The sequence below is a fragment of the Cellulomonas sp. SLBN-39 genome, assembly GCF_006715865.1.
Taxonomy (GTDB): Bacteria; Actinomycetota; Actinomycetes; order Actinomycetales; family Cellulomonadaceae; genus Cellulomonas.
In genome coordinates this window covers 4,054,709-4,080,496 of the sequence record NZ_VFOA01000001.1, presented here as the reverse complement: position 1 = coordinate 4,080,496, position 25,788 = coordinate 4,054,709, and the positions used below count along the sequence as shown (strand labels likewise).

Annotated in this window: 26 protein-coding genes and 1 pseudogene; 19 read left to right on the top strand and 8 right to left on the bottom strand. The window is 74.4% G+C overall.

Features of this window, described 5'->3' with window-relative positions:
• The first annotated feature begins 62 nt into the window (after positions 1 to 62).
• Positions 63 to 1,907 carry an ABC transporter ATP-binding protein gene (locus FBY24_RS18530; protein WP_142163752.1) on the top strand — a complete coding sequence of 615 codons (1,845 nt, stop codon included), beginning with the start codon at positions 63 to 65 and terminating at the stop codon, positions 1,905 to 1,907.
• Positions 1,904 to 3,721 carry an ABC transporter ATP-binding protein gene (locus FBY24_RS18525; RefSeq protein WP_142162855.1) on the top strand — a complete coding sequence of 606 codons (1,818 nt, stop codon included), beginning with the start codon at positions 1,904 to 1,906 and terminating at the stop codon, positions 3,719 to 3,721. Before FBY24_RS18530 ends, FBY24_RS18525 begins: the two co-directional genes overlap by 4 nt.
• 51 nt (positions 3,722 to 3,772) lie before the next feature.
• Here the strand turns inward: FBY24_RS18525 and FBY24_RS18520 are convergent, their stop codons facing one another.
• Positions 3,773 to 4,492 (bottom strand): FadR/GntR family transcriptional regulator, encoded by a 720-nt coding sequence (locus FBY24_RS18520; RefSeq protein ID WP_142162853.1) that lies wholly within the window; start codon positions 4,490 to 4,492, stop codon positions 3,773 to 3,775.
• 175 nt (positions 4,493 to 4,667) lie between these two features.
• On the opposite strand from FBY24_RS18520, the gene FBY24_RS18515 reads away from it, so the two are divergent.
• The 3 genes from FBY24_RS18515 to FBY24_RS18505 all read left to right on the top strand — a co-directional run bounded on the left by FBY24_RS18515 (position 4,668) and on the right by FBY24_RS18505 (position 8,401).
• Positions 4,668 to 6,056 carry a GntP family permease gene (locus FBY24_RS18515; protein ID WP_142162851.1) on the top strand — a complete coding sequence of 463 codons (1,389 nt, stop codon included), beginning with the start codon at positions 4,668 to 4,670 and terminating at the stop codon, positions 6,054 to 6,056.
• 44 nt (positions 6,057 to 6,100) lie between these two features.
• Complete coding sequence (locus tag FBY24_RS18510; RefSeq protein WP_142162849.1) at positions 6,101 to 7,720, top strand: gluconokinase; 1,620 nt, start codon at positions 6,101 to 6,103, stop codon at positions 7,718 to 7,720.
• A gap of 117 nt (positions 7,721 to 7,837) precedes the next feature.
• A complete protein-coding gene (locus FBY24_RS18505) occupies positions 7,838 to 8,401 on the top strand; it encodes a suppressor of fused domain protein (protein ID WP_142162847.1) in 564 nt (187 codons plus the stop codon).
• Between the two features lie 37 nt (positions 8,402 to 8,438).
• Here FBY24_RS18505 and FBY24_RS18500 read toward each other — a convergent pair whose 3' ends face one another.
• Positions 8,439 to 9,029 carry a DUF4291 domain-containing protein gene (locus FBY24_RS18500; RefSeq protein ID WP_142162845.1) on the bottom strand — a complete coding sequence of 197 codons (591 nt, stop codon included), beginning with the start codon at positions 9,027 to 9,029 and terminating at the stop codon, positions 8,439 to 8,441.
• 210 nt (positions 9,030 to 9,239) lie between these two features.
• Positions 9,240 to 9,998 (bottom strand): MerR family transcriptional regulator, encoded by a 759-nt coding sequence (locus FBY24_RS18495; RefSeq protein WP_142162843.1) that lies wholly within the window; start codon positions 9,996 to 9,998, stop codon positions 9,240 to 9,242.
• A gap of 278 nt (positions 9,999 to 10,276) precedes the next feature.
• Between FBY24_RS18495 and FBY24_RS18490 the strand changes: the two genes are divergently transcribed.
• Both FBY24_RS18490 and FBY24_RS18485 read left to right on the top strand, forming a co-directional pair.
• Entirely contained in the window at positions 10,277 to 10,783 is a 507-nt protein-coding gene (locus tag FBY24_RS18490) for a hypothetical protein (RefSeq protein ID WP_142162841.1), read from the top strand.
• A 123-nt stretch (positions 10,784 to 10,906) separates the two neighbouring features.
• Positions 10,907 to 11,092 carry a hypothetical protein gene (locus FBY24_RS18485; RefSeq protein WP_142162839.1) on the top strand — a complete coding sequence of 62 codons (186 nt, stop codon included), beginning with the start codon at positions 10,907 to 10,909 and terminating at the stop codon, positions 11,090 to 11,092.
• A gap of 27 nt (positions 11,093 to 11,119) precedes the next feature.
• Here the strand turns inward: FBY24_RS18485 and FBY24_RS18480 are convergent, their stop codons facing one another.
• Positions 11,120 to 11,497, bottom strand: a complete 378-nt coding sequence (locus FBY24_RS18480; protein ID WP_142162837.1) for a hypothetical protein — start codon at positions 11,495 to 11,497, stop codon at positions 11,120 to 11,122.
• A 38-nt stretch (positions 11,498 to 11,535) separates the two neighbouring features.
• Here FBY24_RS18480 and FBY24_RS18475 point away from each other — a divergent pair, with 38 nt between their 5' ends.
• From FBY24_RS18475 to FBY24_RS19625, 11 genes and pseudogenes are all read left to right on the top strand, one after another.
• Positions 11,536 to 11,895, top strand: a complete 360-nt coding sequence (locus tag FBY24_RS18475; protein WP_142162835.1) for a hypothetical protein — start codon at positions 11,536 to 11,538, stop codon at positions 11,893 to 11,895.
• 214 nt (positions 11,896 to 12,109) lie between these two features.
• Positions 12,110 to 12,832 (top strand): hypothetical protein, encoded by a 723-nt coding sequence (locus FBY24_RS18470; protein WP_142162833.1) that lies wholly within the window; start codon positions 12,110 to 12,112, stop codon positions 12,830 to 12,832.
• Positions 12,833 to 13,012: 180 nt separating this feature from the next.
• Positions 13,013 to 13,429, top strand: a complete 417-nt coding sequence (locus FBY24_RS18465; protein ID WP_142162831.1) for a hypothetical protein — start codon at positions 13,013 to 13,015, stop codon at positions 13,427 to 13,429.
• 115 nt (positions 13,430 to 13,544) lie between these two features.
• A complete protein-coding gene (locus FBY24_RS18460; RefSeq protein ID WP_142162829.1) occupies positions 13,545 to 14,030 on the top strand; it encodes a hypothetical protein in 486 nt (161 codons plus the stop codon).
• A 455-nt stretch (positions 14,031 to 14,485) separates the two neighbouring features.
• Positions 14,486 to 14,896, top strand: coding sequence for a hypothetical protein (locus FBY24_RS18455; RefSeq protein ID WP_142162827.1), 411 nt, complete (start codon positions 14,486 to 14,488; stop codon positions 14,894 to 14,896).
• A 504-nt stretch (positions 14,897 to 15,400) separates the two neighbouring features.
• Entirely contained in the window at positions 15,401 to 16,996 is a 1,596-nt protein-coding gene (locus FBY24_RS18450) for an AAA family ATPase (protein WP_255432479.1), read from the top strand.
• Positions 16,993 to 18,108: a hypothetical protein gene (locus tag FBY24_RS18445; RefSeq protein WP_142162825.1), complete on the top strand. Its 1,116-nt coding sequence runs from the start codon at positions 16,993 to 16,995 to the stop codon at positions 18,106 to 18,108. Before FBY24_RS18450 ends, FBY24_RS18445 begins: the two co-directional genes overlap by 4 nt.
• The gene (locus FBY24_RS18440; protein WP_142162823.1) at positions 18,105 to 19,847 is read left to right on the top strand and encodes a hypothetical protein; all 1,743 of its coding nucleotides are present in this window, start codon (positions 18,105 to 18,107) and stop codon (positions 19,845 to 19,847) included. Before FBY24_RS18445 ends, FBY24_RS18440 begins: the two co-directional genes overlap by 4 nt.
• Entirely contained in the window at positions 19,844 to 20,521 is a 678-nt protein-coding gene (locus FBY24_RS18435; protein WP_142162821.1) for a hypothetical protein, read from the top strand. The genes FBY24_RS18440 and FBY24_RS18435 overlap by 4 nt, the downstream gene beginning before the upstream one ends.
• Positions 20,508 to 22,046 carry an AMP-binding protein gene (locus FBY24_RS18430; RefSeq protein ID WP_142162818.1) on the top strand — a complete coding sequence of 513 codons (1,539 nt, stop codon included), beginning with the start codon at positions 20,508 to 20,510 and terminating at the stop codon, positions 22,044 to 22,046. The genes FBY24_RS18435 and FBY24_RS18430 overlap by 14 nt, the downstream gene beginning before the upstream one ends.
• Positions 22,047 to 22,163: pseudogene (locus tag FBY24_RS19625) on the top strand (DNA polymerase III subunit beta); the annotation flags it as partial.
• 55 nt (positions 22,164 to 22,218) lie between these two features.
• Here FBY24_RS19625 and FBY24_RS19620 read toward each other — a convergent pair.
• Positions 22,219 to 22,770: a hypothetical protein gene (locus tag FBY24_RS19620; RefSeq protein ID WP_255432553.1), complete on the bottom strand. Its 552-nt coding sequence runs from the start codon at positions 22,768 to 22,770 to the stop codon at positions 22,219 to 22,221.
• 72 nt (positions 22,771 to 22,842) lie between these two features.
• Between FBY24_RS19620 and FBY24_RS18420 the strand changes: the two genes are divergently transcribed.
• Complete coding sequence (locus FBY24_RS18420) at positions 22,843 to 23,358, top strand: phosphoribosyltransferase (RefSeq protein ID WP_142162815.1); 516 nt, start codon at positions 22,843 to 22,845, stop codon at positions 23,356 to 23,358.
• Between the two features lie 10 nt (positions 23,359 to 23,368).
• Here FBY24_RS18420 and FBY24_RS18415 read toward each other — a convergent pair whose 3' ends face one another.
• The 3 genes from FBY24_RS18415 to FBY24_RS18405 are packed head-to-tail and all read right to left on the bottom strand — an operon-like array spanning position 23,369 to position 25,632.
• Positions 23,369 to 24,235, bottom strand: a complete 867-nt coding sequence (locus tag FBY24_RS18415; protein ID WP_142162813.1) for a formate/nitrite transporter family protein — start codon at positions 24,233 to 24,235, stop codon at positions 23,369 to 23,371.
• A gap of 42 nt (positions 24,236 to 24,277) precedes the next feature.
• The gene (locus FBY24_RS18410; RefSeq protein WP_142162811.1) at positions 24,278 to 24,955 is read right to left on the bottom strand and encodes an HAD hydrolase-like protein; all 678 of its coding nucleotides are present in this window, start codon (positions 24,953 to 24,955) and stop codon (positions 24,278 to 24,280) included.
• The gene (locus tag FBY24_RS18405; RefSeq protein WP_142162809.1) at positions 24,952 to 25,632 is read right to left on the bottom strand and encodes an HAD hydrolase-like protein; all 681 of its coding nucleotides are present in this window, start codon (positions 25,630 to 25,632) and stop codon (positions 24,952 to 24,954) included. Before FBY24_RS18405 ends, FBY24_RS18410 begins: the two co-directional genes overlap by 4 nt.
• Between the last annotated feature and the right edge of the window lie 156 nt (positions 25,633 to 25,788).

Below are 25,788 nucleotides of genomic sequence, written 5' to 3'. Positions count from 1 at the left end.
CTGCCTAGGCTGACCGGGTGCCACCCGCCCCCGCGTCGCCGGACGCCTCGACGACCCGCGCGATGCTGCGGCTGCTGCGCTGGGCCCGCCCCGCGGTGCCGCGCGTCGTCGCCGGCGGCGTCGCCACCCTCGTCGCCAGCCTCCTCGCCCTCGCCGTGCCGCAGGTCCTCGGGCAGGTCGTCAACGGCCACCTCGTCGCCGGCGGCACCCGCACCGCCGTGGTCCAGGCCGCCGGGCTCGTGCTGCTGCTCGGCGTCCTCGAGGCCTTCCTCGTCTGGTGCCGCCGGGCCCTGATCGCCACCCCCGGCACGGGCGTCGAGCGGGCCATGCGCACCGACCTGTTCCGCCACCTGCTCGACCTGCCCGTCGCGTTCCACGACCGCTGGTCGGGGGGCCAGCTGCTGCAGCGGTCCATGGGCGACCTTCACCTCGTGCGCCGGTGGATGGTGTTCGGGCTCATCCAGCTCGTCGTCGCCGCGACCACCGTCGTCGTCGGCGCCGGGCTGATGATCGCCACCAGCCCGCTGCTCGGCCTGGTGTACCTCGCCGGCGCCGTGCCGGTGGTCGCGCTGGGGTTCCGGTTCCGCCTCGACTACAAGGTCGTCGCCCGCCGCGCCCGCGACCAGGCCGGCGACCTCGCGACGTCCGTCGAGGAGTCCGTGCACGGCATCCGCGTGCTCAAGGCCTTCGGCCGCGGCGACGACGCCCTCGAGGACTTCGTGCGGCAGGCCGACGAGCTGCGCGGCACCGAGCTCGACAAGGCCCGCTCGCAGTCGCGCATGACGTTCGCGCTCGCCTGGATCCCCGAGACGACGCTGGCCGTGGCGCTCGCGGTCGGGGTGTGGCTCGCGTCCGACGACCGGGTCAGCGTCGGGGCCCTCGTCGCGTTCTTCGCCACCGCCGTGGTGATGAGCCGTCCGGTCGAGGCGCTCGGCCAGCTCCTGGCGATGACCCTGGACGCGCGGGCCGGCACCGACCGGTACCTAGAGGTCATGGACACCGCCCCGGCCGTCGCCGACCCCGAGCGGCCGGTCGCGCTGCCCCCGGCGCCGGCCGCCGGGTCGCGCGTCGAGCTGCGGGACGTGCGGTTCGCGCACGGCTCCGCGCAGCGCGAGGTGCTGCGCGGCGTCGACCTGGTGCTGGAGCCGGGGGAGACCCTCGCGCTCGTCGGCCTCACCGGCAGCGGCAAGACGACGCTGCTCCAGCTCGTGCCGCGGCTGTACGACGTCACGGGCGGTGCGGTCCTGCTCGACGGCGTCGACGTGCGCGACCTGACCCGCGCCGACCTGCGCGCCGCCGTGGCCGTGGCGTTCGAGGACCCGATCCTGTTCTCCGCCTCCGTGCGCGAGAACGTGCTCATGGGGGTGCCCGCCGAGCACCTGGCCACGCTCGACCCCGCTGCGGCGGACGCGCTCGTGGACCGCGCCGTCGACGTCGCCCGCGCCGGGTTCGCCCGCACCCTGCCGCGCGGCCTCGACACGGTCATCGGCGAGGAGGGGCTGAGCCTGTCCGGCGGGCAGCGGCAGCGCGTCGCCCTGGCCCGCGCCATCGCCGGCAGCCCCCGCGTGCTCGTGCTCGACGACCCGTTGTCCGCGCTCGACGTCGCCACCGAGGCCGAGGTCACCGCCGGGCTGCGCCGCACGCTGGCGACCACCACCACGCTCGTCGTCGCGCACCGCACGTCGACCGTCGCGCTCGCCGACCGGGTCGCCGTGCTCGAGGACGGGCGGATCACCGGCGTCGGCCCCCATGCCGAGCTGCTGGCAACGCACCCGCACTACCGGTACGTGCTCACCGCCGAGCAGGAGGCGCACGACGACCGCCCCGACGAGGTGCGGGACCGGGCGTCCGACGGGACGCCGGGCGACGGCGCCCGCGTCGGCGCGCGCCCGGGGGAGGGCCGATGATCGCCACGACCGCACCCGCACCGGGCGCCACCGACGACGACGGCCCGGTCCTGCCCGCGCACGAGGTCCGCGCGCGCTCGCTCGCCCTGCTCGGGTCCTTGCTGCGGCCCGTCGCCCGGCGCGCCTGGGCCACCGCGCTCGTGGTGGTCGGCGCCCAGCTCGCGCTCGTCGCCGGGCCCGCGCTCGTGGCGGCGGGCATCGACCGCGGCCTGCCCGCCCTGCGCGCCGGCGATCCCGGTCCGCTGCTGCTGGTGGCGGGCGTCTACGCGGCCGCCGCGCTGGCCGCGGGCGTGCTCACCGCCGCCACCGTGCGGCTGGCCGCCCGCGTCAGCCAGGCCGTGCTGCTGGACCTGCGGGGCCGGGTGTTCCGGCACACCCAGCGCCTGAGCCTGGAGTTCCACGAGCGGTACACCTCGGGCCGGATCATCTCGCGGCAGACCTCCGACCTGGAGGCCCTGCGCGAGCTCCTCGACGGCGGCGTGACGACCCTGGCGGCCAGCGGGCTGGCCATGGTGTTCACCGCCACCAGCCTGGTGCTGCTGGACTGGCGCTCGGGCCTGGTGCTGCTCGTCGCGGTGGTGCCCGGCCTGGTGCTCACCCGCTGGTTCCAGCGGCGGTCGCAGGCGCAGTACCGGCGCTCGCGCACGGCTGCGGCGCGGGTCATCGTGCGGTTCGTCGAGACCATGACGGGGGTGCGCGCGGTGCAGGCGTTCCGCCGCGAGCGCGAGGTCGCGGGCGTGTACGACGGGCTCGCCGAGGAGTACCGCGCGGCGAACGCCGAGGCGATCCGCGTCAACGGCGTCTTCGACACCGGGCTGGTGCTCATCGGCAACGTCACGCTGGCCGCGGTGCTGCTGGTCGGCGGGCTGCGCGTGCTCGACGGCGGCCTGGAGGTGGGGGTGCTCGTCGCGGCGGTGCTGTACGCGCGGCGGTTCTTCGCGCCGCTCGCTCAGGTGGGCATGTTCTACAACTCGTTCCAGTCGGCGACGGCGGCGCTGGAGAAGCTCTCGGCGCTGCTCGCGGAGGAGCCGACGGTCCCCGACCCGGTGCGACCCGTGCGGGTGGTCCGCCCGGCGGGCGACGTGCGGTTCGACGACGTGGAGTTCGGGTACGGCGCGGGCCCGTCGGTGCTGCCGCACCTGGACCTGCACGTGCCCGCGGGGCAGACCCTGGCACTGGTGGGGGAGACGGGGGCGGGCAAGTCGACGGTCGCCAAGCTGCTGGCGCGCTTCTACGACCCCCGGGCCGGTGCGGTGCGCCTGGACGGGGTGGACCTGCGCGACGTCGACCCCACCGACCTGCGCCGTGCCGTGGTCATGGTGACGCAGGAGGCGTACCTGTTCTCCGGGTCGGTGCGCGCGAACATCGCACTGGGCCGCCCCGACGCCTCCGACGCGGAGGTCGAGGCCGCCGCGCGCGCCGTCGGCGTGCACGACCTGGTGATGTCGCTGCCGGACGGGTACGCCACGGGTGTCGACACCCGCGGGGTCCGGCTCTCGGCCGGGCAGCGCCAGCTCGTGTCGTTCGCGCGGGCGTTCCTCGCCGACCCGGCGGTGCTGGTGCTCGACGAGGCGACGAGCTCGCTCGACGTGCCCGGCGAGCAGCTCGTGCAGGACGGGCTGCGGCGCCTGCTCGTGGGCCGCACGGCCGTGGTCATCGCGCACCGGCTGTCGACGGTCATGCACGCCGACCGGGTGCTCGTCGTCGCGGACGGGCGCGTGGCGGAGGACGGCAGCCCCGAGGAGCTGGTGGCGGCCGGCGGGCGGTTCGCGGCCCTGCACGCCCAGTGGCAGGACTCGCTGCGCACCCCCTGAGCAGCACGGGCACGTCCGCCGGGCCGCGGGGCTCCGCGGTCGGGGGCCGGGTCAGCGGGTCGGGCGGCCGTCGCGGCGGGCGGCGGCCACGACGGCACGCCACACCTCCTCGACCACCGCGCGGGTCTGCCGCTCGGCCTCGTCCTCCTCGCCCTGCGCGACCGCGAGCGCCACGGCCCGGTGCCCGTCGAGGGACTGCTCGGCGGGGACCTCGGGCATGAGCCCGAGCGCGGCCCGCCCGGCGAGCACCTCGGTGACGGCGCCGCCGAGCATGCCGAGCAGCGGGTTGCCGCCGGCGCGCAGCAGCACGGTGTGGAACGCGACGTCGGCGTCGAGGTACGCGGCGGAGGCCGCCTGCTCGTCGGCGCCCAGGGCGTGCAGGCGGTCCGCGAGCTCGACGAGCCGGGCGCGGGTGGGCGCGTCGGCGTACCGGGCGGCGAGGCGGGCGGCGGTGGGCTCGACGGCCAGGCGCAGCTCGGTGAGCTCGACGAGCTGGCGGTAGCGGCCCGGGCCGGCCAGGCGCCACTGGATCACCTGGGGGTCGAGGGCGTGCCAGGCGTCCTCGGGCTGCACGGTGATGCCGACGCGCTGGCGGCTGGTGACCATGCCGACCGCCTCGAGCACGCGCACCGCCTCGCGCACGACTGTGCGGGACACACCCAGCTCGGCCTCGAGTCCGGCGAGCGTGAGCACCGTCCCGGCGGGCAGGTCGCCCGCGGCGATGCGGCGGCCGAGGCGGTCGAGCACGCCGCCGTGCAGCCCCTTGCCCATCGCCCGTCCTCCGCCCGTCGGTGGCCGCAGTCTACGGACCGGGCCTGCGACGGGGCCGGGACCAGCGCGGTTGGCAATAGTCATACTTTATGGCAGCGTGGGCGGGCGGCGTCGTCCGACCCCACGATGGGACGGACGCCCACGCCCGGCCCACCTCGATCGACGGAGATCCGACATGGACGACTGGACGCAGACCCTCGGCGCAGGCCCCCTCCTGGGCATCGCCGCCGGCGCGATCGCGCTGATCCTCGTGCTCGTCATCCGGTTCCGGGTGCACGCGTTCCTCACCCTCGTGGTGGTCTCGCTGCTCACGGCGGTCGCCACCGGCATCCCCACCGGGTCGCTCGTCGACGTGCTGCTCGACGGGTTCGGCGGCACCCTCGCCAGCGTCGCGCTGCTCATCGGCCTCGGTGCCATGCTCGGCAAGCTCGTCGAGCACTCCGGCGGCGCCCGCGTCCTGGCCGACGCCCTCGTCGGGGTCTTCGGCGAGAAGCGCGCCGTGCTGGCCCTGGGCCTGGCGTCCCTGGCGCTCGGGTTCCCGATCTTCTTCGACGCCGGCCTCATCGTCATGCTGCCGATCATCTTCGCCGTGGCCCGGCGCCTCGGCGGCGACAACGTGCTGCTCTACGGCATCCCCGCCGCCGCGGCGTTCTCCGTCATGCACGTCTTCGTGCCCCCGCACCCCGGGCCCGTCGCCGCCACCGAGCTCTACGGTGCCAACCTCGGCATCGTCCTGCTCGTCGGCCTGCTGCTCGCCGTCCCTACCTGGTACGTCGCCGGCTACCTGTGGGGCCTGTTCGTCGGGCGGCGCATCGTCCTGCCCGTGCCGGCGCTCTTCGGCGACGTCGACGACGACCAGCCCACCGACCCGCCCCGCGTCGCCACCGTCGTCGGCGTGCTGCTGCTGCCGCTCGTGCTGATCTTCCTCAACACCGGCCTCGACGCCCTCGGCACCGCCGGGGTCGTCGACCCCGAGGCCGCCTGGGTGCAGGCCCTGACCGTGCTCGGCTCCTCGGGCGTCGCGCTGCTGCTCTCCGTGCTCGTCGCCTCCGTCGTGCTCGGCGCCCGCCGCGGCGTCGACAAGACCGCCCTGGAGAAGGTCCTCGACTCCTCCCTCGGCCCCGTCTGCTCCGTCATCCTCATCACCGGCGCGGGCGGCATGTTCGGCGGCGTGCTGCGCGCCTCCGGAATCGGCGACGCCCTCGCCTCCGCCCTGGAGTCCGTCGGCCTGCCCGTCATCGTGGCCGCCTACCTCATCGCCCTGCTGCTGCGCGTCGCCCAGGGCTCGGCCACCGTCGCGCTCGTCACCGCCGCCGGGCTGGCCGCACCCGCCGTCGCCGCCGGCGACTTCAGCGCCCTCCAGGTCGCGTGCATCACCCTGGCCACCGCCGCCGGGTCCGTGTTCGCCTCCCACGTCAACGACTCCGGGTTCTGGCTCGTCGGCCGCCTCATGGGCATGGACGTCAAGACGACCCTCAAGACGTGGACCGTGCAGCAGGCCCTGCAGTCCGTCGTCGCGTTCGCCGTGGTGCTTGTCGTCTACGGCGTCGCGTCCGCCGTCTGACCCGCCCCGCACCCGCCCGCGACGCCCGACCCGGAAGGCCCGCCGTGCCGCACCCGACCAGCACCGCCACCGCGAGCGAGAACGCGGGCACGACCGCCGGCACGCGCGCCGACGTCGTCCTCGGCGTCGACCTCGGCACCACGAGCACCAAGGTCGTCGCGTTCGACACCCGCGGGCGCCAGCTCGCGACCGCGTCCCGCGGCATCGACCTCGACGAGCCCCACGCCGGCCACGCCGTCCAGGACCCCGACGCCATCGTCGACGCCGTCCGCACCTGCGTCCGCGACGTCGTCACCCAGCTCGGCGCGGACCGCGTCGCCGCCCTCTCGTTCAGCAGCGCCATGCACTCCCTGCTCGGCCTGTCCCCGACGCTCGACCCCCTCACCCCGTCCGTCACCTGGGGCGACACCCGCGCCGCCGCCCAGGCCGAACGCCTGCGCGCCGCCACCGGCGGCCTCGCCCTCCACCAGCGCACCGGAACCCCCCTGCACCCCATGTCCCCGCTGCCCAAGCTCGTCTGGTTCCACGAGCAGGAGCCCAAGCTCTGCGAGGGCGTCGGGTTCTGGGTCGGCATCAAGGACTACGTGCTGTGGCGGCTGTGCGGCGCCCTCGTCGTCGACCACTCCACCGCCTCGGCCACCGGCTTGCTCTCCATGGCCGACCTGGCGTGGGACGGCGAGGCGCTCGCGCTCGCGGGCATCACCGCCGAGCAGCTGCCCGAGCTCGTCCCCACCACCCACGTGCTGCCCCTCGGCGAGGACGTCGCCACCGCGACCGGGCTGCCCGCCGGCACCCGCGTCGTCGTCGGCGCCGCCGACGGCCCCCTGGCCAACCTCGGCGTCGGTGCCGTCCGGCCCGGCGTCGCCGCCTGCTCCCTCGGCACGTCCGGCGCCCTGCGCGTCGTCGTCGACCGCCCCGCCGTCGACCCTCTCGGCGGCGTGTTCTGCTACGCCCTGACCCCCACCCGGTGGGTCGTCGGCGGCGCCATCAACAACGGCGGCGTCGTCCTGGGCTGGGCGCAGGACACCCTCGCGCCCGACACCGGTGACGAGGCCGAGCTCCTCGAGATCGCCGCCCGCGCCCCCGTCGGCTCCGGCGGGCTGCTCATGCTCCCGTACCTGCTGTCCGAGCGGGCCCCGCACTGGAGCGCCCTGCCCCGCGGCGCCTACGTCGGCCTCACCCGCGCCCACCGCCGCGAGCACCTGCTGCGCGCCGCCGTCGAGGGCGTCTGCCTGCAGCTCGCGACGGTGCTGCGCGCCATGCGCGCCGCTGGCCTCGACATCTCCGAGGTCCGCGCCACGGGCGGCGTCATGCGCTCCGAGCTGTGGCAGCAGGTGCTCGCCGACGCGTTCGACATGGACGTCCGGCTCGCGCAGGGCCAGGAGGGCTCCGGGTTCGGCGCCGCCCTGCTCGGCATGGAGGCCGTCGGCCTGGTCCCCAGCATCGACGTCGTCGAGGACATGGTCGAGATCACCCGCACCGTGCACCCGCGCCCCGCCGCCGCCGAGGTCTACCGCTCGCTGCTGCCCGTCTTCTCCGAGCTGTACGACGCCCTCGTCCCCACCTACCGCGCCCTGCGCCGCCTCGCCCCGTCGCTCCCGCTCGACGCCGCCGCGCCCGGCACGGCGCCCGCAGCCCGACCTGCTGCCTCCGCCCAGCCCTGAGAACGGCCCCGACCACCCGGTCGAGGGGTCCGCGGCACGGGTCGAGCCCGCTACGGTGATCGGCGCAGGTGGTCGGACCTCTCCGGCACCTCGCGTCACGACGTCGGAGGTGGGCACGTGCTCGTCGAGCACCTCGAGCGCTGGCTCGGTCAGATGGTCGGTGGCTGGCGGGTCGACGACCCGCAGTTCGGCGGCCTCGCGTTCCAGGTGTTCCGCCACGGCGGCCACGCGGTCCCGCAGTCGGCCGCGTACGTGACCGTCGGCGTCAACCGGTACCTCGGCGGGCGGTCCCTCGACGGGCACCCCATCAGCCAGGAGCTCATGCTCCTGCTGCCCGACGACCTGGCCGACGCCGACCGCGCCGCGTTCGACGCCCTCGCCGACGCGGGGTTCGCGGTGCTGCGCGACGGGCCTTTCCTGCGCGGCCAGGTCGTCCCCACCCGCGCCGAGCCGCTGCTCGCCGCCGGCAAGCCGTTCCTCTACGTCACCCTGCCCGTCTTCTTCGACGACCGGTTCGCCGTCGCCCACCAGGACGGCCAGCCCGTCGTCATCGCCTGGGTCGTGCCCGTCACCGCCGCCGAGCAGCAGTACGTGACGACGTACGGCTGGGAGGCGTTCGAAGCCCTGCTCCTCCACGAGGACCCGGACCTCGTCGACCTCTACCGCCCGTCGGCCGTCTGACGCCGAGCGGCGGAGCGACGGCCCGCAGGGCGCTGCGTCAGGCGACCGGTCGGCTCGCCCCGACGGCGGCCGCCACGTCGGCGGGCAGCGGGTAGGGGCGCTCCGCGGGAAGGTGAGCGGCACCCGTGCCCTGCCGCAGCGCGTGCACGTCAGCGGTGATGTCCGTGATGCCGACCGTCCACCGGTGGACGTAGTCGTGGGCCGCGGGGCCGGTCAGGCCGACCTGGATCGACCGCCACGGCAGCGGCTGAAGCCGCACGTCGCGCTCCGGGTCCCACTGGACCCGGACGGGGCTGGTCTCCAAGCGGCGTCGCCACGCGTCGTGGTCGGTGTCGACCGCGGGGTCGGGGTGGCTCAGGCACGCCTGTGCGAGCGCCTCCTCGAAGCCCGTGCGCGTCATGCGGACGGCCAGCACGCGCTCCTGGCCCGGCTTCGACGCCCAGCCCGACCGGTACATCATCCACAGGAACGACGGCTTCACCCACGTCATCCGCTCGAGCTTGAACGGTGTGCCGGCGAACGACCCGGCGGCCGCCGCGGGCTCGGCGATGTGCGGCGAGTACGCCTGGTAGACGGTGATCGTCGTGTCGTCGAACACGGCGCGGACCTGCCGCAGCGGCACGGGCACCGCGCACCTCCTGTCGTCCGACCTCCGGCGTCCCGCATCCTGGCGGACGCCCGGTCGCCGCGCACGCAGATTCTGTCAGCGGCACTGCGCGACGGCTGGCTGGGAACGCTGGTTGAGGTGCGTCGCCCGTCGGTGTCGTGACCCGCGACCCGTCGGGCGCGCGGGGACCTTGCAGGACTCCCAGCGCGCCCGACGCACGGCGGCCCGCTGTCAGGGCGTCGTGTCCGTGGCGCGGTGCAGGGCGTCGCGGACGAACGCCGCGCTGGTGGGCCCGCCGTAGGTGGCGGCGAACCGCGGGTCGTCGACGTACATGTCCCCGAGGCCACGGACGTACTCCGGGTCGGGGGCGCCCGCCGACGTGCGGGGCGTGCCCGGGATCGACGCCAGCCAGTCGAGGTGACGCGCGGCCAACGCCTGCGCCTGCGGCGAGGCGGGGTCGGCGCCGGCGGTGGCCGCGGCGATCCAGTCCTGCGTGAGCGTCGCGGCGGCGTCCTTCCAGGTGGTGCGCTCGGCGTCGGACATGCCGCGCCACCACGCGTCGGACGTCGCGTAGGCGTCGGCGCCCCAACGGGCCGTCACCTCGTCCTTGTGCTGCGTGTGGTCGAAGCCGTCGAACATCTGCTCGGTCATGAGGGTCTCCCCGTGCGTGCGTGCGGTCAGGGTGGCGCGGACGGACGCCGCCTGGCGGGCCAGGCGCTGCTGCTCGGCGTCGAGCCAGTCGAGGTGGTGGCGCAGGGCCGTGGTCTCGTCGGTCTGGCGGTCGAGCACGTCGCGGATCTGGGGCAGCCCCAGTCCGAGGTCGCGCAGCAGCAGGATCCGCTGGAGCCGCACCAGGGCGTCCTGGTCGTACCAGCGCAGCCCGTTGGAGCCCGTCCGTGTGGGCGGCAGGAGGCCGACGGCGTCGTAGTGGCGCAAGGTCCTGCTGGTGACCCCCGTGAGCCGGGCGATCTCCTGGATCGAGGCCTGCATCGTCGTCGCTCCCTGTCGTGTCGTGCGTGCCTGGACGACGGTAGGAGCTGACGCAGCGTCAATGTCAACCGTCATGGTCCTCCCGATGCGACGGCGGTCCCAGAACGGTCCCCTCGCGGTCAGGGGGAGCGGGCGCGGACCTCGAATGTGCATGCCCTCGTGCTGGGCACCTGGTAGAACGACTCCCACCCCTCCTCGATCGAGGGCCCCACCGCCGCACGCGGCGATTGGGCACGGCTTCACGTGCGGTGTGGTGGACGACCTCCGGGAGAGCGCAGATGGCCGGACCGGCCGGAGGTGAAGCCACGAGGCTGGGCATCGAGTTCACCGAGCTCGACCTGCAGCCCGCGGGCGGTGACACCCTCGCCGACCACCTCGTCGCGCTCGAGGGAAACTTCGTGCTGACCGTGGACGGGGCGGTGATCTATCAGGACGACCTCTTCCCGATCGCTGAGCTCGCGAGATGCCTCACCCTGTGGCTGGACGCGGCCGGAGGCGACGATTTCGCGTTCGACTCGATGTCGGTCGAGGAGGTCGGGGCGCTCTATGCGTGGCGCGAGCACGACGGGCTTCTGGTGGGATCGACCCTCGCTCCGGAGCATGGCGCTTCCCTCGTCTCGGAGGAGGAGTTCGTCCGCGCCGCTCGCAGCTTCATCTCCGCTGTACGGGCGCGACTCGTCGAGATGCGGCTCGACACGGACATGATTCTGGGCGGGTGGGAGATGGCTATCAAGCACGAGAAGCGCTGGCCTGCGCGACCGGGCTTCTTCAGGCGGAGGGGATGACGCCGCGCTCGAGCGGTGTCCGATGCGGTTCTCTCGATCGCGTGGGAGGGGGTGCTTCTGTACGTGGTCGACGATTCCGGTGTTCATTCCCGAGATGATCTTGTCCGACACCTTCGCGGTCTGGTGGAAGAGATCAGTGCCCATCGGCGGGAGGCCGCGAATTCGAGTGTCGAGGACTTCCTCGAGGCCGTGGCGGCATGGGTCGCCGACATGGACGGCTACTTCGCGAACCAGGGCGCCGAGCCGCCCGTCGAGGCGACGTGGCAGCTGATGGCGATGGCGATCGAGGCAGGGCTGGTGTACGAGTAGGGGACCACGCCTCGTGCGCGGCCCTCGTCAGGCTCCGGCCAGCTGCATCAGGAAGCTCTCTACGACGGGTACCGAGTTCTCGGGCCGCGCGAAGTCGCCAGCCACGATGACCGGTCCGACGCGTCGGTCGTCTCCTCGCCGAGGCACCTGCCGGGCGAGGGCGATGCGGACGCGGTCGGTCGACTCGTACTCGACTTCGATCCGCTCGTGGTACTCGTAGCCCGTCTGGCCGTAGCGCGTGAACAGGACTCTGAACATCGAGGTGTCGGGTCGCACGAGCGGCTGCCAGGCCGACCGCAGAGTCTCCAGCAGGGCGACGTTGTACCGCGCAGCATCGACTGCAATCTCCCGGTACCGGCTCAGTGCGTCGTTCCATGGATCATGTGCGGTGGCATCGTCAGGCATGGCTCGAACGTAGTCGGGAGCAGCGTGTGAAGGCGTCGGTGAGATTCCCCCAGATGCGTGACTATGTGATCGATGCCCTTCGGTCGCTCGCTGACGTCGACCATCAGCGGGTGGTGTGGGGGCGCTACGAGGAGGGCGTGCGCTACTACGACGACCTCACCCTGAACGTGCACGTGCTGTACGACGACTGTCAGGTGGTTCCGGAACCGTCGACCGCCGTCGGGGCGGTCCTCTTCGAGCACGAGGTGCCGGCATTCACGGCGCTCCACGCGGCACTCGACCCGATGATCGACGATCTGCAGGACGCGTCCGACGATGTCTACATCACGGATCCGCGGTGGCCGGACGTCGTTGCGGCAGCAGCTGCCGCCCTCGTCGTCATGGGAGCGGCTGGGTGACGTGCACCTGCGGGTCGACGCCACGGCGGGACGAGCGTTGCGCGCACGGCCGAGGATCTGGCCCCAGGCGTCCGAACGGCCGTCCAGGGAGCCCGTCCTGCGTGAGGCTTGTCCGCTACCTCGGCGGAGATCCGACGTGAGTACCGGGTTGTCCGAGCGGGCGAGGCAGTTCATCCACGAGCACGGGACCGGTGCTGTGCGTGCCAGTTTCGGTATGGGTGATCTGGGCCTCATGTTCCCGACGCTCCGGCGTGACCCGCACCTCGTCGCGGCCATGGACCCGGCTTTCGCCGCACTACTGACGACGGTTGTCGAGTTCGAGCGGACGTACGGGGGTCTCACGGTCCCTGTGGTCGGGGGCCCGCTCGAGGGTGAGATCCGGCTCGGGCTTCATGGGGTCGACCCGGTGTGGCGCACGTCGGACGGGCGGCTCGTGTACCGCGGGGCCCGGCACCCGACGGCGCAGTGCACGCTCCTGCTCGACATGGACGGCCGCTTCGGTACCGCGTGGCGCGACGAGTTCAACGTCATGCTCGACTCGGTCGAGCTCGTGCTCGAGCAAGCGGCAGCATGGGCTGCCCTCCACGGGTGGTCGCACTCCGCGATCGTCACCGGTGCCGAGGTCGCCGAGGTGGTGCAGGCCGTGGGAGACCTGAGCCTGGACGGCGACGCGTCGGGCGAGCTGTCGCAGTGGTGGTCTAGCGACGACTTCGTTGCCGTGTCGTCGTACGGCCTCAACGGTCGAGGGCGGGATCCCGCCAGCATCCATCTGGTCGCCCGTGCGACGGTGCAGGCACGCGAGCTCAGGGCCGCGCTCACGCACCACGGGTTTACCGTCAGCGGGTACTTCGCAGGCCCGTTCGCGAGGGTTCCCCGGCTCGTGCGTGAGGGAGCGGCCCCGGGTGCCGACGCGAGCCCTCGACGGGAGGACCGGTGAGGCAGTGACGCGAGCTTTCGCCGGTGAGGCCGGCGGCAGACAGGCAGGCGACGTCGTCATGAAGGTGGGGCCGTGCCAGGACTGCGTGCCCTCCGCAGTCGTCCCGGACGCAGCGCCGATGGCTCAGGGGGCGTTGCCGTGAGTCGGTTCACGGATGCGGTGTCATGGTCTGGGCGGGGCGTGACGCTCATCCTCTTCGCTGTCTTCCCTGCCGACGCCTCCATCGCGTCGCTCGAGCGCGTCGGCGGCCAGGTTCAGCCCCGGGACGTGCGGCGATACCGCCTCGACGATGTCGATCGACGCCTCGGCGGCCGTCAGTGCTATGAGTGGGACCTGGCCTTCGACGCGGTGCCATCGGACGCGGAAGGTCTCGTGTCAGCCTGGCTCGCGGCTGCTCTCGACGCCGGCGCCGAGTTTGCGTGGTTCGCTTTCGAGGGGTCCTTCAGCTTCAACCACATCCTGACGGTGGACGTCGCCGATCAGGTGTTCGCCGTAGGGGGCAGCGCCGGCATCGATGTCGCGATCGATGATCGGGCTCAGGTCGCGGCCGGCTGGGTCGCCACGATCACCGCCGTGCGGGAGCGGGCTGGCTTGTGACGCGGGCCGGACCGCGTGGCGATGGCGACGTGCCCTGCTCGTGGCACTCGAAGCCCGTCTCCCCGGCACGCGACGTCCGGGAAGTAGGGGGGCGTAGCCGCTGATGGTGTTCCGCGTGGCGTTCGAGGCGGCGGCCGACGTACAGCCGCACCCTGGCCCGTTCGAGGTGCACGGGGACTACTTCACAGACGTGATCGCGGCGTGCGCGCTCCTCGACGACGTGGCGGCGGGCCGGTTCGTGCTGGTCGGGTTCGGGCGCGATCCGTGGCGGGTCGACGTGGGCTACGACATGTCCGCGTTCCTGGAAGAGCTGCCCGACGTCGTCGCCGGAATCAGGTCGGGGCAGGACGTCGAGCTGGACCTTTACCCTCCCGGCGTCGAGGCGACGTTCTTCTTCTCGGCAGACGCCGACGACGTGGTGATCCGCTGCAGCTCACGGGTGACATGGCAGCCGTTGCCGGACGTCGAGAGGATCGACCGGCGTGAGCTGCTCACCATGCTCGACGCCCTCGTCGCGGACGTGGCGAGGGCGCTGCACGACATCTCACCCTCGGTCGCCGAGCGCAGCGCGTTCACCCGGCGGTGGGTGGCCGGTACCTGACGTCCGACGCGGTGGGCGGCGCGGGGGTCACCCGGCCGTCAGACGGGTCGTCGTGCGAGGGTGCCGGCACGCCGTCGCCGTGTGACGCGGACCCCGGACGATCACGTCGGCGTGAGGGCGTTCGCCTCGGACGGAGGGAGGCCGGGGGCGGCTCGTCCAGCATCGCGAGGGTCCTGCTCCCGCGCTCTCGCTTCACGGGCTCGGCTGTCGACCACGACGACTTCCTTGTCGGCCTGCTGGGTGAGCGGTCCTTCGGAGGTTGAGGCCCCCGGTGCTCGTGCACCACGGGTCCTCGTCTCTCGCGCCTGCTCGGTGCATCGGTTCCTTGTCTGTCGACGCCCCGCATGTGGAAGGGTTGCGCCGTCCTGCACGACGACCCCCGTGGTCGAGGCCGCCACCGTTCCGCAGGGTGTGTCGTTGACGTTCTCAGGCCTGATGCGGGTCGTGATGGAGAGGTGGATCGGCTGGTGAAGCGTCGCACCGGTCTCGGGCTCCTTGCGCTGCCCGTCGCATGTCTCGTCGCCTCGTGCGCCCCGACGTCTCCGGAGGTCGAGCTGCCGCGCGAGTGGGGCGACGAGCTCACAGGCGTCAGCATCGTGCTGCGTCCCGACGGCACGGGGACGGTGGTCGACCTCCCGCTCGGCGACGGCTCCGAGGACTGTGAGTCCGGTGATCTGGAGCACTTCTCCGGTGACATCGAGTGGGCGGGTGTGGGCGAGTTCGAGTACGCCGTCACGATCAACGGCCGTCAGCGATCGTTGTGGGTGGATGTGGAGAGGCTCGGGTCCGCGAATCCGGAGGAGGTCACATTCCTTCCGTGCGAGGGGGTTGCCGACTGGCGCTCTGCGGTCACGCTCTATGGCTAGTTCGACGTCGTCGTCGAGCCGTGGGCCAGGCGCGTGAGTACGCCCTGCATACTCAGGCGCTGAACGACTACGGATTCTCAAGGAATATCGCACCTGACTCCTGTACCACCCGTCCGTGCTCGGAGGGGGGTGACAGGCGTGGAGGACAATGAGCGGATTGTTCTCGAGGTTGTGGCCGCGAGCGATGGTCGCTTGGACACTCGCCAACTTGACTTTGAGTACTACGCGCGATCGCAGGTCCTGTTGGAGCCGAACATCCTGCATGTGCTCCGTGATCTGGAGCGGCAAGGTTTAGTCGACTCATTGTCGATTCAAGGTGGCACTGGGCCCGGGTGGAGGCTGACGCCCGCAGGGCGGCGCGCCCTGGGCATTGAAGGTGCATCCTGAACCGCCCCGGCTTCCATGGAGGTAGTGGTGTATCCCGGCTCCACGAAATCCGGGACGCACCAGCTCACGACCGCGCCCGACGCGGGTCAGGAGGTTGAGCATGTGAGGATCGGGCTCGTGAACGCTCCCGATGCCGATCTCACGCAGGTGTCTGCCGCGCCGACCCGGGCGGGGGCCCGGTCGGTGCCGCGGGGCCTGGCGCTGGACGTGGCGCACCTGTTCGCCGACGAGGCCGCGGCTGAGCCGGCTGCTGGTGGGGTGCCGTTGGACGAGAAGCTGCGGCAGGCGTACTTCTGGATGGTCAACCACGCGATCATCAGCCCGCACTACGACGTGGAGTTCTCGGACCCGGCGCGGCCGGCGACGACGTTCCACCTCGGGGACTCGCGGGCGGCGGTCGACCTGCCGACGGACCAGTCGTACTCGTCGTTCGTGCTGCTGCCGCTGCTGACGTTCGCGGTGCGGGGCAGGTGCCTGCTGGTCGGTGGGCCGGGGCGGGGCAAGACGGCGTCGGCGATCCTCATGGGCGTCATCGCGGGGTACCCGGTGCGGGAGGTGCGGCGGGCCATGCAGCACGGGCACCCGCAGCTGACGGTGCAGGACATGTTCGGCACGCCGCTGCCGCGGGACCTGGTCAACGCCGAGAGCCTGGCGGACATCGACGTGGCGTGGCGGTCGTGGCTGGGCATGCGCGTGAAGATCGTCGACGAGTACAACCGCATCCCGACGCGCACGCAGTCGGCGCTGCTGACGGTGCTCGCCGACGGGTACGTGGAGGTGTTCGACCAGGTCTACGAGACCGGGGCGTCCGCGTGGTACCTGACGGCGAACGACGACGCCGGCGGCGGCACGTTCCAGGTCGTCGACGCGCTGCGCGACCGCATCGACGTGGTCGTCAAGGCCCTGGCGTTCAACTCCCGGTTCCTCGGCGACCTCGTGGCGCGCGCGGAGCGGGGGCTGCGGCCGGAGGAGAACGTGCCGCCGGGGGTGGTGTTCGACGCCGACGAGCACGACCGCCTGCACCGGGAGGTGCTCGCGGTGCCGTTCCCGGCGCCGGTGCGGCGGCGGCTCGAGCACTTCGCGTCCCAGCTCGAGCTGCTGGAGCGCGCGGCGTGGCAGCTGGAGTACCGCACCAAGGACACCGCGCGCCTGGCCGGCGTGGACCCGCACCTGCTGGCCCTCGCCGACGACGGGCGCGACCGGGTCGAGGACGTCGGCGCCCAGACCCTCAACGGGCTGTCCGTGCGCGCGCTGCAGTCCCTCGTGCTGTACGCCAAGGCCATGGCGTACTTCCGCGGCAACGCCGAGGTCACGCTCGCGGACCTGCGGGCGGTGCTGCCGTTCGTCCTGCACGACAAGCTCCAGCCCGACCTCGCGGCCCCGGCGTTCGACGACCCCGAGCGCGAGCCGCTGCGCACCGACCGGGTCTCGTGGATCCGCGACCTGTTCGACACCGCGTGCCGCCAGCACGACGCCGCCGACCTCGACCGCGACGACCCCGTCGGCGACGTCCTCGCCGAGCTCGGCCAGGGCCTCGACGGCGTCGACGAGGCGACCGTCCGCACCCGCCTCGCCCGCATCGAAGGGCTGCTGGCCCGGTGGGAGCAGGCCACCAAGCTGCACGGCGACGTCTACGACGACGCGCTCGCGCTGAAGTACGCCCACCAGCGGTACTCCGCGTACCTGTCGTGGTTGCGGTGGAGCGGCGCGTGACGACCCCGGGCGGCGACGCCCCTGCACGGCCCGGCGCGCCGGTGCTCGACCCGGGCAGCACGCTCGGGCAGGTGCTGCGGGCCCACGCCGCGACGGTCGACCCGTGGCTGCGCGCCGCGCAGGGGCTCGGCGCCGAGCCCGCGTCGGTGCGCGCCGCGCTGGCCGACGTCGTCCCCGTCGCCGACGCCCTCACCGCCACCCACCCCGCACCCGCCGACGACACGCCGACCGACGCCGCGCCCACGCCCGACGGTCCCGCACCGGACGTACCCGGGGCGGACGCCGTGCTCGCGGTGGTCCGCACGACCCTCGACCTCGTCGCCCGCGGACGCTGGCACACCGGCCGCGCGCAGCGGACCGCCGTCGTGCAGGTGCTGCCCGCGCTCGCGCCCTGGGTGCGCGCGCACCCCACGCACGTCGTGCCCGCCGTGGTCGCCGCCGCCGACGTCGTCGCCCGTACGGGCCTGCTCGACGCCTGGTCGGCCCGGCTGGCCGCCGCGCCCGCACCCGCCGACGCGGCGCACGTGCGGCCCGCGCTGCTCGTCGCCGCCTGGCGCACCGGCCTGGTGCGGTACCGGGACGCGGCCCTCGACGCCGCCGCGGCCCTGCCCGCCGCGCTCGCGGGCCCGCTGCTCGGCGTCGCGCCCGACGACGTCGCGGACGTGCTGACGCGCCACCGCGCCGACCGGTGGTGGTGGCCGCAGGCGCCGGACGGGCCGGGCGTGCTGCGCCGGGTCGGCGGGTTCGCCGCGTGGGGCGGGCCGTGGGTCGGGCTGCCGGTCGCCGTGCCGGGTGGGCCGACGGGCTGGGCCGTTGTCGCCGACGGGCAGACGTGGGCCGTCGTCGCGGACGTGCACGGGGCGGGCGTCGTACCGCTGGACGACCTCGACCTGTCCGCCGCCGTCGAGGCCCCGCCCCGTCCCCGTGGCGCCGTGGGGCGGCTCCTCGCCGGACGCGCGGCGGCCCCCGAGCCGGCGCTGCCCGTGCCGTGGCAGGACGCGACGACCGGCGTCGTGCCCGGCGGACCCGCCACCGGCGACGACGTCGTCCTCGTCAGCCGCGCGCACTCCTACGCCCTCGACGTCGTGCGCGTGGCCGGGGGGCCGGCATGAGCGGCGCCGTGCCCGACGCGCTCGTGCAGCGGTGGCAGGACGCGTGGCCCGCCGCGCAGGCCGCGTGGGGCAGCACCACCCGCGTGCACCCGCCCGTGCTGCACACCGACCCCGTCGCCGACGTCGGCTCGTTCGCCTGGTACGACTCCGGCACCGTCGAGGTGCACGTCGACCTCGCCGACGTGCACCGCCGCGGCCTCGACGACCACGCCGTGGCCGTGCTCGCGCACGAGATCGGGCACCACGTGCTCGCGCCCGCGCACCGCCGCACCGCGCTGCGCGTCGCCGCCCGCGTGCGCGCCGGGCTCGTCGACCAGGACGACCTCGTCGGCCCCGTCGCGAACCTCTGGCAGGACCTGCTCATCAACGACCGGCTCCAGCGCACCGGCCGCGCCGACCTCGTGGCCGTGTGGCGCGCGCTCGGCCCGGCGAAGGACCCGCTGATGGCGCTGGTGCTGCGCGCGTGCGAGCTGCTCTGGGAGCTGCCGCGCACCACCCTGTGCGGCACCGCCCACCCCGTCGACGAGGGCGCCGCCTGGCTGTGCGCCCGGCTCGTGCGCGCCTACGCCCGCGACCCCGTCGGCGGTGCGGGCGGGTTCGCCGCGCTGATCCGCACCTCCCTGCCCGAGTCCGCGCTCACCGACGCGCTCGCCACGTCCGTGCGTGCCGTCGCGTGCCCCGACGCGTCCGGCGCGCTGCCGCACGGGCTCGCCGGCGACGGCTCGCTCGTCGCGCCCGTGGTGCACCCGTCGCTGGACGCCGCGGTCGTCGGCGACGTCGCCCCCGCCCCGGAGGCACCCACCCCCACCACCCTGACCCCCGACGCGCCCGGCAGCGCCACCGGGCACACGGGCAACATGCTCCTGCCCGCCGACCTGCACGCCGTCGTCCACGCCCTCGGCGGCACCAGCACCCCGGAGGACGTCGCGGTCGCCTGGTACCGCGAGCGCGCCGCCCGCCACCTCGTGCCGTTCCCGCAGCGCCGCACCGCCCGGCCCGTCGACCCGCTGCTCGGCGGCCTCGACCCGTGGGAGGTCGGCGACGACCTCGCCGACGTCGACTGGACCGGCACCGTCACCGCGTCGCCCGTCGTCGTTCCCGGCATGACGACCCTGCGGCGGGCGTTCCACGACGACGAGCCGGTGGTCCGCGACGACGCGCCCGTGGACCTCGACCTGTACCTCGACTCGTCCGGGTCGATGCCCGACCCGAAGCAGTTCTCGTGGGTCGCGCTGGCCGGGGCCGTGCTCGCGCTCTCAGCGCTGCGGGTGGGTGCGCGCGTGCAGGCCACCACGTGGAGCGGCCCCGGGCAGGTCGCGGGCACCGACGGGTTCACGCGCGACCCCGACGCGGTGCTGCGCGCGATCGTCGCGCACTTCGGCGGCGGCACGGCCTTCCCCCTGCCCGTCCTCGCCCGCACGTTCCTCGGCCACGCCGGGCGTCCGCCGACGACGACGCGCCCCACGCACGTCGCCGTGGTCTCCGACGACGGGGTGGCGACGATGTGCGGGCAGGGCTGGCCCCCGCAGCCCGACCCCGAGCAGACCGCCGCCCGTGCGCTCGCCGCCGCGGGCGGCGGAGGGTCGCTGCTGCTCGACGTGCCGCCCGACCGGCGCGCGGGCGTCGTGGTGCCCGAGGGGTACGACACCTACTGGGTCGACGGCGACGCCGCGCTCGTCGACTTCGCCCGCACGTTCGCCCGCCGCACCTGGGCCACGACGCAGGAGACCACCCGATGACCACCGCCCCCGACCCCACGGCCCTCGCCCCCGACGGCCTGCCCCGCTCGGTGGTGCCGGGGGAGCGGCGCCCCGGGCTGCCGTTGAGCGCCCTGACCCACCGGCTCGCCGCCGCACCGCCCGCGCTCCTCGACGCGCGCGTGCACCCCGCCGCGGCGCTCGCGGACCTCGCGGTCTCCCTCGACGGCACCGTCCTCGACGCCGCATGGACGGCCTACCTCGACGGTGTGCTGGGCGTCCCGGCCGCCACCGCGCACCCGACGCCGACCACCCGCGCGGCCCCGGGCCTGCTCGCCGCCTGGCTGCTCCTCGGCCTGCACCGCACCCCGCCGCTTGCCGCGCAGGCCCAGCAGGTCGGCGGGCCGGCGATGCTGCTGGTCACGGTCGTGCCCGCGGTCGTCGGACTGCTCGACGGGCTGCGCGAGCCCCGCGCCTGGGTCGCGGACGAGCCCGCCCGCGAGGAGATCGCCCGGGCGTTCCTCGCCGTGTGCGGGCTGCTGCCCGGCGGGCAGGACGCCGCCGCGGCCGCCGACGCGTGGTCCGCCGTGAGCACCCGGCACCGCCGCGAGGTCGTCGCGCAGATGGCCGAGGAGCGCCGCCGCGCCGAGGAGCTGGCCCGACGCCTGGCCGAGCAGCGCGCGAAGGAGGCGGCGGCGCAGTATGCCAACTACTGACGACCCCACCGGCACCCCGGCCCCGAGCACGACGCCGGCCGCCGCGAGGCCCGCCGACCCGTCGCCCGCCGACCCGCCCGCCGCCGATCCGACGGCCGGGCTCACCCGGCCCGGCGGCCTGCTCGCCGAGTACGCCCCCATGGGCGCGGCCGTGCTCACCGACGCCGAGCGCTGGCCGTCCCTCGGGCCGGCCGACCTGGCCCGCGTCGAGGCCGCCCGCACGCACCCCGCCGCGCCGCCGTGGGCGCACGCCACCGGCGACCGCCTCGACGCCGACGACCTCGCCGCGCTCGCGGCCCGCACCCCGACCCCGCCGGCCGCCGCGGACGAGGTCCCCGGGTGGGTCGCGGACCTGGTCGAGCGCGTGCACCGCACCGTCCCGCGGTACCGCGCGGCGGCCCGGTCCCGCACCAGCGGCCCGCGCACCCCGCTGGCGGACCTGCCGACCGTGACCCGCGCCGATCTCGTCGCCGACGCCGCCGCGCACGTGCCGGTCGACGTGCCGCTCGACCGGGTGCTGGAGGGCTCCAGCTCGGGCAGCACCGGCGCCGCGATGGTCGTGCCCCTGCACCCGCGCGCCGTCGCCGCCGACCTTCTCCTGCTGCACGCCCTCGTCACCGCCGCCGGCGCCACCTGGGACCCGGACCCGGAGCGGCTCGGGCTGCTCAATCTCCTGGACCAGCGCACGGCATTCACGTACGTCTCGGCGATGTCCGCGTTCCCGCGCCCGCCCGGCACGCCCGTCCCGCTGATGGCCCGCGCCAACCTGCACGCCGACGCCTGGCGCCGCCCCGGCGACCGCGAGCGCTGGCTCGCCGCCCACGACCCCCAGGTCGTCTCCACCAGCACCCACCCGCTGATGCACCTGCTGCGCCTGGCCGCCGACGGGCTGGACCTGCACCCGGTCGCGGTCGTCAACGGCGCCACCCACGTGACCCCGGCGGTGCGCGCCGACGTCCGCGCGGCGTGGGGCGTGCCGCTCGTCGACCTGTACGGGCTGCGCGAGACCGGTCCCGTCGCCGCCGACCTCGACGGCGAGGGGCACGTCGTCGTCGACCGCCGGGTGCACGTCGAGATCCTCGACGCCGCCGGCCGCCCGGTGCCCGACGGGACGCGCGGGGAGGTCGTCGTGACCGTCGACGAGAACCCCTACCTGCCCCTGCTGCGCTACCGCACGGGCGACCACGCGTCCCTGCGCCGCGACGCCCGCGGCACGGTGCTGGTCGGCCTGGAGGGCCGCACCCCCGTCCAGCTCCTCGACGCCGCCGGCCGGTGGCGTCCCTCGATCGACGCCACGCAGATCCTCCAGGCCGCCGGCCTGCGCGCCTGGTCCCTGCACCAGCACGCCGACGCCCGCCTCACCCTCCGGGCTGTCGGCCCCGCCGCGTCGGCCACCCGCGCTGCCCGCGAGGTCGAGGCCTGGCTGGGCCACCCGGTCGCCCTCACCGTCGAGCCGGACCCCGCCGCCCTCGGCCCCGGCAAGCCCCGCCGCTTCTCCAGCGACGTCGCCCCGGCGACGTCATAGGTGATCCCCCTCCACGAGGCCCAGCGCGCCGCGCTCGGGGCCTTGTGCGCGCGGTACGGGATCGCGCGGCTCGACGTGTTCGGCTCCGTCGCGCCAGGCGAGTTCGGGCCGGACTCCGACGTGGACGTGCCGCACGACCTCGTACCCGGGTCGGGGCAGAGGCGTCAGTGCTCTACCCGTTCTGATCTGATCGGGGACGTGCGGGGTCGTGCGTACCTCGCGGGCCTGCGCCCAGGGGTGGGCGCCAGGGGTCGACGACCTCGTGGGCGGGTGGTCCGTCGGAGCCCTCGATCCATGCGAACAGCAGCTCGAAGTATGTGATCCGGCGTTCGGCCTCGTCGTCGCGGTACGGGCTCCACGTGCGCGAGCACGCACTGCCGAGGTACGAGAACCCGGCGTCGGTCAGCGGCGTGGCCCAGTCGGGGCACGTGTCCAGGAAGCGGCGTTCGACCTCCGACCAGACGATCACGCAGGGGAGGACCGTCGACACGTGCAGGACCGCTCGCTCGTCGCGGACCTCGTAGACGCACGAGGTGTGCATGTTCGAGTCGGTGACGGTCACCAGGTCACCGCCGACGAGCGCGGCGGCGAGCGCGTCCCAGGTCCCGGTCGATGCTGCCCCCCGCTGGCGGCCCATCGACCAGGCGCCCCGGCGGTGGCTTCCGAGGACGACCGCGAGGTAGCGGTTCAGCACGTCCCACTGCACGGTCTGCCGGTCGGTCACGGGCACCATCCCATCAGGTGGAGCGCGGTGCCGGCGTGGAAGGTCCTGGGCGGGGTGGGGGAGGATCAGCGCATGACGACGACGGAGGCGGCACCGGGGCAGGAGCTCCCGGCTGACCGCGAGGTGCTGGAGTGGGAGACCTTCGGGTCGGCGGCGCGGGAGATCGCGCAGGCGGTGGTCGACTCGGGGTTCGTCCCGGACGTCGTCGTCGCGGTGGCGCGGGGCGGGCTGCCGCCGGGCGGGGCGATCGCGTACGCGCTGGGCACCAAGTCCGTCGGGACGCTCAACGTGGAGTTCTACACGGGCGTCGACGAGCGGCTGGAGGAGCCGGCGCTGCTGCCGCCGCTGCTCGACACGGACGCGCTGAGCGGGCTGCGGGCACTGGTCGTCGACGACGTCGCGGACACCGGGGAGACGCTGGCGCTGGTGCAGAAGCTGGTCTCGCGGCACTGCGCGGAGGCCCGGACCGCGGTGCTGTACGCCAAGCCGCGCTCGATCATCGACCCCGACTACGTGTGGAAGCGCACGGACCGGTGGATCACGTTCCCCTGGTCGGCGCTGCCGCCGGTGCAGGCCACGCAGCCCTGAGCCGGGGACGTCAGGCCGGTGGCTGCTGCTGGCGCAGCCACCGGCTGTCGTCGTTGACGTACGCGTAGTACAGGCCGATGAGCAGACCGCCGCCGATGAAGTTGCCGACGAGCGCGAGGGCGACGTTGCCGGCCGCGAGACCCAGGTCGATGCCCTCACGCAGGCCCACGATGGAGAACAGGACCGTGTTGGCCACGGAGTGCTCCAGGCCGAGGAACGCGAAGATGAACACCGCGACGATCATCACGAGGGACTTGGTCAGGTCGTCCTTGATGAGGCCGTTGTAGACCAGCAGCATGGCCAGGTTGATGCAGAAGTTGCACAGCACCGCGCGGATCAGCAGGTCCACCCAGCCGGTGGCGCCGGAGCTGACGAAGTCGAGCTTGTGCTCGACCGACAGCAGCATCTGCTCCTCGGCGGCCCCCTCGGCCAGGGTGGAGAACCGCAGCAGCACGGCGACGAACAGGCCGCCGATGACGTTGCCGAGGTAGCACAGGCCCAGCAGCCGCAGCGCCCGCCCCCACGTGGTGCGGCGGTGGTACGCGCCGATCGAGACGATCATCATGTTCGACGTCAGCAGCTCGGAGCGCGAGTAGTAGATGAACACCAGCGCCCAGCCGAACACGAACCCGCCGACCATCCGCCCCAGCGGCTGGAGGGTCGTGGTGCCCACGGGCACCGACGCGAACGCGGCGACGACCGCGTAGTAGGTGGCGTACAGCAGGCCGATGATGACGCCCGCCATGGCGGCGCGCTGCAGGTACCGGCGGGCGAGGGTGCCCGACATCGCCGTCTTGGTCTCGAGCGCCTCGAGCACCGTGCTGATGAAGTGCTTGCCCGGGAACAGGGCCTGCGGGTCGGGGGACGTGGCGCTCACGCGCTCAAGATCCCACACCCGCGGGCCCTGCGCCGGGGAGGCTCACCCGAGGTGCGCGAGCACCCGGGCGGCCAGGTCCGCGACGTCGGCGACGACCTCGACGGCGCCCGCGGCGACGAGCTCGCCGTCGGACGCGTACCCCCACCCGACGCCGACGCACGCGATCCCGTGGGCGGTGGCGCCGTGCACGTCGTGCTCGCGGTCGCCGACCATGACGACGCGGCCCACGGGGGCCGTGGCACCGAGCGCGTCGAGCGCCCGGGCGATGACGTCGGCCTTCGTCGACGGGACGTGGTCCAGGGGCGCGCCGAACACACCCTCCAGGTGCGCGGCCAGGCCGAAGCGCTCGCAGATGGGCTGCGCGAACACCTCGGGCTTGCTGGTCGCCACCGCCAGCCGGGCCCCGGCGGCGCGCAGGGTGCGCAGCTGGTCGTCGATGCCGTCGTAGACGCGGTTGTCCCACATGCCGCCGGCGCGGAAGTGCACCCGGTACGCCGCGACGGCCTCGGTCAGTCGGTCGGCGGGCACGCCGTGCGCGGCGAACGACCCGGTGATGGGCGGGCCGACGAAGGTGCGCAGGGTCGCGTCGTCCGGCACGGGCAGCCCGAGCGCGGTGTACGCGGCGCGGGCCGACGCGGCGATGCCCGGGTAGGAGTCGGTGAGCGTGCCGTCGAGGTCGAGCAGCACCACCGGTGCGGGCCGCCCGGCAGGCCAGCTCACGCGACGCGGGCCAGCACGGCGGGCGCGACCTCGTCGGTGCCGCCCAGCACCTGCGCGACGCCCGCGGCGACGAGCTCGCCGGGTGCGCCGTAGCCCCACGACGCGCCGAGGCACGCGATGCCGTGCTCGGCGGCACCGTGCACGTCGTGCTCGCGGTCGCCGAGCATCACGGCGCGCGCCGGGTCGACGGGGGCGCCGGTGAGCTCGCGCGCCACGACGAGGGCACGGGCGATGATCTGGCCCTTGGACTCGGACTCGTCCAGCGGGGCGCCGACGATCGCGTCGAGCAGCGGTGTCAGGCCGACCTCGGCGCAGATCGGCTCGGCGAAGGCGATGGGCTTGGCGGTGGCGACGACGAGGAGGACCCCGGCCTCCCGCAGCGCGGTCAGCGCCGCGGGGATGCCGTCGAAGACGGTGGTGTCCCACACGCCGACCCGGCCGAAGTGCTCCTGGTACGCGGCCACCGCGTCCGGCACGAGCGCGGCGGGCACGCCGTGCGCGGGGAACGAGTGCCCGATGGGCGGGCCGATGAACGACAGCATCGCGGCCTCGTCGGGCACGGGCACCCCGACGTGCTCGTACGCGACGCGCACGGAGTGCACGACGCCGGGGGCGGAGTTCATGAGCGTGCCGTCGAGGTCGAGCAGCGCGAGGGGACGGGCGGCGGGGGAAGGCATGGGACGATCCTGCCCGCCGCGGCCGCCGTCCGACGAACCCGCGCCCGCCGGTCGACGCCGTCACCCGTGTCGTCGTTACACTGGCCGCACAGGCGTCGACCCGGCCATCACCGGTGAGCCTCCGGAAGAACGGGCCTCCCTCGGGCGGCCTCAGTA

What these genes read in the sequence shown, in the direction of transcription:
- FBY24_RS18480 (WP_142162837.1), bottom strand. Translation starts at nt 11,497, where the DNA reads ATGCCTGACGATGCCACCGCACATGATCCATGGAACGACGCACTGAGC.
- FBY24_RS18520 (WP_142162853.1), bottom strand. Translation starts at nt 4,492, where the DNA reads ATGGGCAAGGGGCTGCACGGCGGCGTGCTCGACCGCCTCGGCCGCCGC.
- FBY24_RS18470 (WP_142162833.1), top strand. Translation starts at nt 12,110, where the DNA reads ATGGGTGATCTGGGCCTCATGTTCCCGACGCTCCGGCGTGACCCGCAC.
- FBY24_RS18430 (WP_142162818.1), top strand. Translation starts at nt 20,508, where the DNA reads ATGCCAACTACTGACGACCCCACCGGCACCCCGGCCCCGAGCACGACG.
- FBY24_RS18440 (WP_142162823.1), top strand. Translation starts at nt 18,105, where the DNA reads ATGAGCGGCGCCGTGCCCGACGCGCTCGTGCAGCGGTGGCAGGACGCG.
- FBY24_RS18530 (WP_142163752.1), top strand. Translation starts at nt 63, where the DNA reads ATGCTGCGGCTGCTGCGCTGGGCCCGCCCCGCGGTGCCGCGCGTCGTC.
- FBY24_RS18490 (WP_142162841.1), top strand. Translation starts at nt 10,277, where the DNA reads ATGGCCGGACCGGCCGGAGGTGAAGCCACGAGGCTGGGCATCGAGTTC.
- FBY24_RS18515 (WP_142162851.1), top strand. Translation starts at nt 4,668, where the DNA reads ATGGACGACTGGACGCAGACCCTCGGCGCAGGCCCCCTCCTGGGCATC.
- FBY24_RS18405 (WP_142162809.1), bottom strand. Translation starts at nt 25,632, where the DNA reads ATGCCTTCCCCCGCCGCCCGTCCCCTCGCGCTGCTCGACCTCGACGGC.
- FBY24_RS18435 (WP_142162821.1), top strand. Translation starts at nt 19,844, where the DNA reads ATGACCACCGCCCCCGACCCCACGGCCCTCGCCCCCGACGGCCTGCCC.
- FBY24_RS18420 (WP_142162815.1), top strand. Translation starts at nt 22,843, where the DNA reads ATGACGACGACGGAGGCGGCACCGGGGCAGGAGCTCCCGGCTGACCGC.
- FBY24_RS18525 (WP_142162855.1), top strand. Translation starts at nt 1,904, where the DNA reads ATGATCGCCACGACCGCACCCGCACCGGGCGCCACCGACGACGACGGC.
- FBY24_RS18495 (WP_142162843.1), bottom strand. Translation starts at nt 9,998, where the DNA reads ATGCAGGCCTCGATCCAGGAGATCGCCCGGCTCACGGGGGTCACCAGC.